Origin of the sequence: Siccirubricoccus deserti, from assembly GCF_014283215.1 — a bacterium.
Classification (GTDB): domain Bacteria; phylum Pseudomonadota; class Alphaproteobacteria; order Acetobacterales; family Acetobacteraceae; genus Siccirubricoccus; species Siccirubricoccus deserti.
This window is the reverse complement of the sequence record NZ_JACOMF010000124.1, coordinates 1-6,127: the sequence shown is the minus strand read 5'-3', so window position 1 is coordinate 6,127 and position 6,127 is coordinate 1. Positions and strand designations below refer to the sequence as shown.

Genomic DNA, 6,127 nt, shown 5'->3' with positions numbered 1-6,127 from the left:
GGGGCGGCGTAGGTTCAACCTTGGCGGGCATGGTCTCCGCAAACGGCTGGTTTCGAGTGTCGCAGCCGAAATCTATTGCCGGTCAGCGGCTTGCACCATGCCCGTCAGCCCACGTGAATGATCCGGGCTAAGAGTCGGTCCGCGAACATTTTCAGTGTTGGCAGAGCCTTCGCATCATGAGGCGAATGGATGCGAGGCGTAGGAAGGCGAGCGCGGTGCGGTTGAGGTTCTCCCAGTCCTTGGCGAGGCGGCGGCATCGGTTGAGCCATGCGATGGTGCGTTCGACGATCCAACGCCGGGGCAGCACCGCGAAGCCCTGTGCGGTGTCGGAGCGTCTGACGATCTGGATCTGCACCTGCCGCAGCACGCGCTTCAGCGCGGCCTGGAATTTCGGCCCTTGGTAGCCGGCATCGGCGTAGAGCTTGCGCAGGAACGGGAACATCCCGAACAGCGTCGCCATCACCAGAACGCCGCCGTCACGGTCTTGCAGACCGGCGCTGTGCACCACGGCGTGCAGCATCAGGCCGAGCGTGTCGACCAGCACGTGACGCTTCTTTCCCTTGATCTTCTTGCCGCCATCGTAGCCGTGTGGGTCGATCGAGGCCCCCCCTTTTCCGCGCCCTTCACGCTTTGGCTGTCGATGATCGCCGCCGTCGGGCTGGTCTCACGTCCCGCCTGCTCGCGACACTGCACATAAAGCGCGTGGTGGATCCGCTCCAGCGTGCCGTCCCACTCCCAGCGCATGAAGTAGCCATGCAGCGTGCTGCGCGGCGGCAGGTCCTTCGGGATCGCCCGCCACTGGCAGCCCGTGCCGAGGACGTAAAGCAGGCCGTTGACCACCTCGCGCAAGTCCACGGTCCGCGCGTTGCCGCCGCGCTTCGCCGGCGGGATCATCCCAGCGATTAGCGCCCACTCCGCATCCGTCACGTCGCTCGGGTAGCGCAGCCTGCTCCGGTCATACCGAGACCGGTTCTCCGCCGTCCACGTTCGCCACGCCCCCCCGAATCGCTCCAGACCGAACGAATCACAGGTGACTCCACGGATTCAAGATGTTCGCGGACAGACACTAAGATCTCTAGTTCAGATGCTGAGCAAGGTGTTTGTTCATCTCGAACATGGTCACCTTGTCCTTGCCAAACACCTTGCGCAGCTTGTCGTCGGCAAGGATCTCGCGCCCATCCTTCGGATTCTGCAGCTTGTTGGCCTTGATGTAGGCCCAGACTTTGCTGACCGCTTCGCCACGGGCGAGTTCTCCTTCGCCGATCACAGCTGCCAGTTCCTCTGATGGCTTGAGCGGCTGCTGGAGCGCATTTGGCTTATTGCCCTTGGCGGGCTTCGCAATCTTGGCTGCATTCAACGGCTCGGCATTCTTGGATGCCTGAGGTTTCGGCTTGTTTGAGGTCGTCTTGCTGGGCATTGCCGCGCTCCTGCTCATTCTTGCTCTTGCCATCTCAAGGAAGGCCACCGGTTCGGTGCGCAACGGCCGCTGTGTCCATCGGTTCCAGCGGCTTCGCGCTCGACGATGAGGGCCACGACCTGCGGCTCATCCAGGACTACCTTGGCCACCGGGACTCCCGATATACCGTCCACTACACCCACACAGCCGGGCGGCGCTTCGAAGGACTCTGGGACGCTGAGGGCATGGCTTCGAAGAAGACCGTTACCCTGGACAACCTGATGGCACTCGGCCCGGAGCGCCTGGCCGCGATCCTCGTTGAGCTCGCGAACGGTGATGCCAAGGTCAAACGGCGCCTGCGACTGGAACTGGCCGCACGGACCGGCGGCGACACCATCGCCGCCGAGACCGGCAAGCGCCTCACCGCCCTCAGATCCTCGCGGTCCTTCATCAACTGGCAGAAGCGCCGTGACTTCGTGAAGGACCTCGACCTGCAGCGGGCGATAATCGTCGACCGGGTTGCCCAGACCCGCCCCGACCTGGCGCTCGACCTTATGTGGCGGTTCATGGATCTCGCTGAGCCGGTGCTCAACCGCGTCGACGACAGCAATGGCTCGGTCGGGGGCGTCTTTCGGGCGGCATGCGAGGATCTCGGGACGATAGCGGCCAAGGCGAAACCCAACCCACTGAACCTTGCGGATCGGGTGCTCGCCGCCGTGCAGGCCAATGACTACGGCGTCTTCGACGGCTTGGTGACGGTCATGCTCTCAGCTCTCGGTAAGGCGGGGGCGGTACACCTGAAGGAGCGGCTGAGGACGGTTCTGGCAGACCGAGCTGGAAAGCCGGGCGAACGGAACTACCATGCGCTTGTGGTGCGCACGGCCCTGCAGGCCCTGGCAGATGGCCAGTCCGATGTCGACGCTTACATCGCGCTCGTGCCCCCGGAGGAACGGCGCATGCCCCACCAGGGTGCAGAGATCGGCCGCCGTCTTCTCGCTGCTGGCCGGGCGGCCGAGGCGATTGCCGCGCTCGAACGGGCAAGGCCGAAGCGGAGCGCCACCAAGGCCGCGCGTGACGACGACATCCATCTCATCGGGCTCGCCGTGGATGACGCATGGGAAGCGACCTACATTGAGGCACTCGAGGCGACCGGCAGGCAGGACAAAGCCCAACAGTTGCGTTGGGCGGCGTTCGAGGAGCGGCTCTCGGCCGATCGGCTGCGCGCCTACCTGAAGAGGCTGCCGGACTTCGACGACGTCGAGGCCGAGGAGCGTGCCATGAGGCACGCCCTTGGCTTCCGGAGCTTCGCCGCGGCGCTCGATTTCTTCACGGGATGGCCGGATCAGGCCCGGGCAGCCCAGCTTGTGCTCGCGCGGGCCTCCGAGATCGATGGGAACCTGTATTACCTGCTTGATCCGGCGGCGCGGCTGATCGAAGGCAAGCACCCGCTGGCTGCGACCCTGCTCCGGCGTGCGATGATCGAGGACACGCTCGAGGGCGCGAAGTCCACCCGCTACAAGCACGCCGCTCGGCACCTCCTCGAATGCCAGTCACTTCTGGCCGGCATCCAGGACTTCGGGACATGCGAGACTCACGAAGCCTTTCTCATTCGGCTGCGCGCCAGGCACGGCCGGAAGACCGGCTTCTGGAGCCAAGTAGGCGAGGTGACCGAACGTTGAGGCCGGTGATCCGGCTTGGTCTCTCGCCGATGGCTAGTTCGCGCACCTTCGCGGTCAGGGGATCAGAAAAGCGCAGATACGGTTACAGCCTGATCCGCTCAACCTCATCGAGGCTGATCTCGTCGCGCCGGCGATCGTAGAGCTGGGTGGTCCGCGTGCTGGCGTGGTTGGCCATGGCGGCGGCATTCTCCAGTGTGCCGCCGTTCCTCAGGTAGGCGGTGATGCCGGTCGCTCGAAAGGTGTGGTTGCCGATCTTCGTGCCGATGCCGGCCGCCGCGGCGCGGCGCTGGATCATGGCGTAGGCGTTGGCCTGGGGCAGGGGGGTGCGGCTCAGCCGTCCGGTGCCGCGGCCGATGGTGCGGAACAGCGGCCCCTTCGGGTCGCCGGCGATGCCGGTGTGGTCGAGGTAGGCCTGCAGGTACGCCTCGAGCGTGTGGTGGCAGGGCATAGCGTGCGCCTTGCCGCCCTTCTCGTGCAGCCGCACCCAGAGCCGCCGGTTCTGCGTGAACACGTCCTCCACCCGCATCGCCAGCGCGGCACCGACCCGCGCGAAGCTGAACACCATGAGTGCGATCAGCGCCCGGTCGCGCAGCCCGGCCGGTGTCGTGGCGTCGATCCTGTCGAGCAACTGACGGGCCTCGGCGGCGTCGAGCACCGGCGTCTTGCCGCGCAACGCGCTGTGCCGCGGCCCACGGACCGAGGCGGCCGGATTGGTCGGGATCACTTGGCCGGTCACCAGCCAGTCGAACAGGTGGCGCAGCGCCGCCAGGCGCAGCTTCACGGTCGGGGCGGCATGCTCGCGCGTCTGCCACTCGATACAGGTGGCGACGTGCAGCGGCTGCACCGCGGACAACGCGCAGATCCCGGCCTCGGCCTCGCACCAGGCGAGGAAGGTGCCAACGGCCTGACCGTAGGCGCGGCGGGTGTGCGGGTTGCGGATGGCGGCCGCGAAGAACTCCAGGAAGCGCAGGCCGGCGCGCTCGCCGCTGGCGGCGACGAGGGCAGGAAGGGCAGGGGCGCCGGCGCCGGACAGGATCAGGTCATGCGCCACCAGCGACCTTCGCGAGGTAGTCCGCCGGTTGCAGGATGCGCACGCCGCGCCAGGGATGCAGCACGAGTAGGTCGGCGTCGCCGCTGACGATCGCCCACGCGCTGGAGGCGAGGGCGAGCTCCAGGTATTCGTTGTCCTTCGCGTCGCGGCAGTCCGCCACGCGCTTGGACGGGTTGAATCACACCGCCCCGCTGCGCAGCACGTCGAGGATCCGCGCCCGCCGCGCGGCGGAGACGGCTGTGGCGAAGCGCGGCCGCTCCAGCACGCCGGCGATCTCCGCGTCCACCTCGGCCGAGAGCGCGAAAACGTCGGTTGCCTCCGCGCGCAGCAGCGCCCACTCAGGGGTGCCGTCCTCCCGCAGTGCGGCGCTCACCACGGCCGAGGCGTCGAAAACGATCAAGCCGCGGGGCCGCCACGGCGCTCCGTGTTGTAGGCCGCGAGCTCGGCGTCTATGTCGGCGTCGGTCAGGCCGGTGGCACGCGCCTCGGCCTTGGCTTCGGCGATCGCCCGCGCCAGCTCACTCGGGCCGGAATGCGGGTTGAGCACCCGGCTGACCAGGCGACCCATCGCGGCGCGGGTGCGGGGGTCGCCGAGCGCCGCGGCGGCGCTGGGCTCGACCTCGAGGGTCACCGGAACGGTGTCGGGCATGGGATGCCTCCTGGGTGGGAGCCTATGCGGGCCGGCCATACCGGGGCAAGCATCTATGTGAGATAAAGCCCATTTATCATATACTAGGTTGGGGCAAGGGATGGGCGAGAAAGCGGAGAGCGCGATCTTGCCGGCTCGGAGCCGACGCCACGTCGCATACTCCCATTCGGCGCTAAGCTTTGGCTCCGCCGTAGCTTGCCCAGCACCCTGAATCGAGGTGCAGTTGCCTTAGTGGCGTCTTAGGCTGGCCGCCGTCGGGCGATGCGGCATTGGCCTGTGCTGATCGACGCCTGACACGGGAGGATCTGCCCATGACAATTGCAGGAATGAAGCAGCGGATCCGCAACGGCGAAACCCTCGCCGGCTATGTCGCTACCATTCCCTCAGCGGTGTCCGTGCAAGCCATGGCGGCCGCCGGTGCAGACTGGGTCGTCATAGACCAGGAGCATGGGGCAGTCGGGCCCGAGAGCCTGCACGCCATGATCACGGCAACCGCCGGGACACGGTGCGCCCCACTGGTGCGGGTGCCCCGCTGCGATGAAGCCTGGGTAAAGCCGGCATTGGATCTCGGCGCCGAGGGCATCGTCTTCCCGCAAGTGCGCACCGCCGCAGACGCGGCCGAATGTGTGTCCTTGCTACGCTACCCGCCTAAGGGCCGTCGCGGCTGGGGCCCCTTCGTCGCGCATGCCCGCTGGGGTGTTGGCCTGTTTGACTACCTGCCGCAGCACGGCGACCAGACCGTCTGCCTGCTGCTCATCGAGACCCGCGCCGCAGTGGAAAACATCGAGGCAATCTGCCGGGTCGAGGGGATCGATGGTATGATCATTGCCCAGTTCGATCTCTCGACAGAATTGGGTGTCTCCGGCCGCTTCGACGTACCTGAGTTCCAAGAGGCCTTCGCCCATTTGGAGCGGGTGATCCTTGCTGCCCACATCCCGCTCGGCGCGGCCGCGTTAACCCGTGAGCAGACCCACGACCTGCTGCACCGAGGCCATCGTCTGCCGGTGCACGGCTTCGACGTGCTGATGCTCGGCAGCTTGGTGCGCCAGACCGCGGAATGGCGGCAGCAGCTGGAGGACGAGCGGCCGAGCGTGGGGAAATCCAGCGTTAACCCCAGCCAAGCTCCTTGACCACTGAGGTGGTCCCCGGATTTCGGACAGGTGGGTAAGCTCGGTTCGCCTGTGAGAAGGACGGACCCGGATGACGGGCAAGCGGACGCGGTATTTGGCGGATTTCAAGGCGAAGGTTGCTTTGGAAGCGCTGCGGGGTGAGTTGACGACGGCGCAGCTGGCGGCCAAGCACGGCATTCACCAGACCATGGTGGGCGAGTGGAAGCGACAGGCCATGGAGGGG

8 protein-coding genes and 1 pseudogene are annotated in these 6,127 nt (G+C 66.7%); 3 read left to right on the top strand and 6 right to left on the bottom strand.

Annotated features, from left to right (window positions below):
- Nucleotides 1–151: 151 nt before the first annotated feature.
- A protein-coding gene (locus tag H7965_RS28325; protein ID WP_186773872.1) for an IS5 family transposase occupies nucleotides 152–1,014 on the bottom strand; the annotation gives its coding sequence in 2 pieces (ribosomal slippage) (nucleotides 152–609 and nucleotides 609–1,014; 864 coding nt in all).
- A gap of 61 nt (nucleotides 1,015–1,075) precedes the next feature.
- Nucleotides 1,076–1,417, bottom strand: coding sequence for an SWIB/MDM2 domain-containing protein (locus tag H7965_RS28320; protein WP_186773869.1), 342 nt, complete (start codon nucleotides 1,415–1,417; stop codon nucleotides 1,076–1,078).
- 71 nt (nucleotides 1,418–1,488) lie between these two features.
- Between H7965_RS28320 and H7965_RS28315 the strand changes: the two genes are divergently transcribed.
- Nucleotides 1,489–3,075: a DUF6880 family protein gene (locus H7965_RS28315; RefSeq protein ID WP_315898717.1), complete on the top strand. Its 1,587-nt coding sequence runs from the start codon at nucleotides 1,489–1,491 to the stop codon at nucleotides 3,073–3,075.
- 82 nt (nucleotides 3,076–3,157) lie between these two features.
- Here the strand turns inward: H7965_RS28315 and H7965_RS28310 are convergent, their stop codons facing one another.
- From H7965_RS28310 to H7965_RS28295, 4 genes and pseudogenes are all read right to left on the bottom strand, one after another.
- Nucleotides 3,158–4,126 carry a tyrosine-type recombinase/integrase gene (locus H7965_RS28310; protein WP_229682847.1) on the bottom strand — a complete coding sequence of 323 codons (969 nt, stop codon included), beginning with the start codon at nucleotides 4,124–4,126 and terminating at the stop codon, nucleotides 3,158–3,160.
- Nucleotides 4,116–4,289: pseudogene (locus H7965_RS28305) on the bottom strand (putative toxin-antitoxin system toxin component, PIN family); the annotation flags it as partial. The gene H7965_RS28310 and the pseudogene H7965_RS28305, both read right to left, overlap by 11 nt.
- Before the next feature lie 15 nt (nucleotides 4,290–4,304).
- Nucleotides 4,305–4,526, bottom strand: coding sequence for a hypothetical protein (locus H7965_RS28300; RefSeq protein ID WP_186773867.1), 222 nt, complete (start codon nucleotides 4,524–4,526; stop codon nucleotides 4,305–4,307).
- Complete coding sequence (locus H7965_RS28295; protein WP_186773866.1) at nucleotides 4,523–4,774, bottom strand: hypothetical protein; 252 nt, start codon at nucleotides 4,772–4,774, stop codon at nucleotides 4,523–4,525. Before H7965_RS28295 ends, H7965_RS28300 begins: the two co-directional genes overlap by 4 nt.
- A 311-nt stretch (nucleotides 4,775–5,085) precedes the next feature.
- On the opposite strand from H7965_RS28295, the gene H7965_RS28290 reads away from it, so the two are divergent.
- Together H7965_RS28290 and H7965_RS28285 are read left to right on the top strand one after the other, a co-directional pair.
- Nucleotides 5,086–5,904 carry an HpcH/HpaI aldolase family protein gene (locus H7965_RS28290; RefSeq protein ID WP_186773865.1) on the top strand — a complete coding sequence of 273 codons (819 nt, stop codon included), beginning with the start codon at nucleotides 5,086–5,088 and terminating at the stop codon, nucleotides 5,902–5,904.
- A 70-nt stretch (nucleotides 5,905–5,974) separates the two neighbouring features.
- A partial coding sequence (locus H7965_RS28285; protein ID WP_186773716.1) for a transposase occupies nucleotides 5,975–6,127 on the top strand: 153 nt, incomplete at its 3' end.

Coding starts and splice junctions, on each gene's coding strand:
- H7965_RS28320 (WP_186773869.1), bottom strand. CDS start 1,417: ATGCCCAGCAAGACGACCTCAAACAAGCCGAAACCTCAGGCATCCAAG.
- H7965_RS28295 (WP_186773866.1), bottom strand. CDS start 4,774: ATGCCCGACACCGTTCCGGTGACCCTCGAGGTCGAGCCCAGCGCCGCC.
- H7965_RS28290 (WP_186773865.1), top strand. CDS start 5,086: ATGACAATTGCAGGAATGAAGCAGCGGATCCGCAACGGCGAAACCCTC.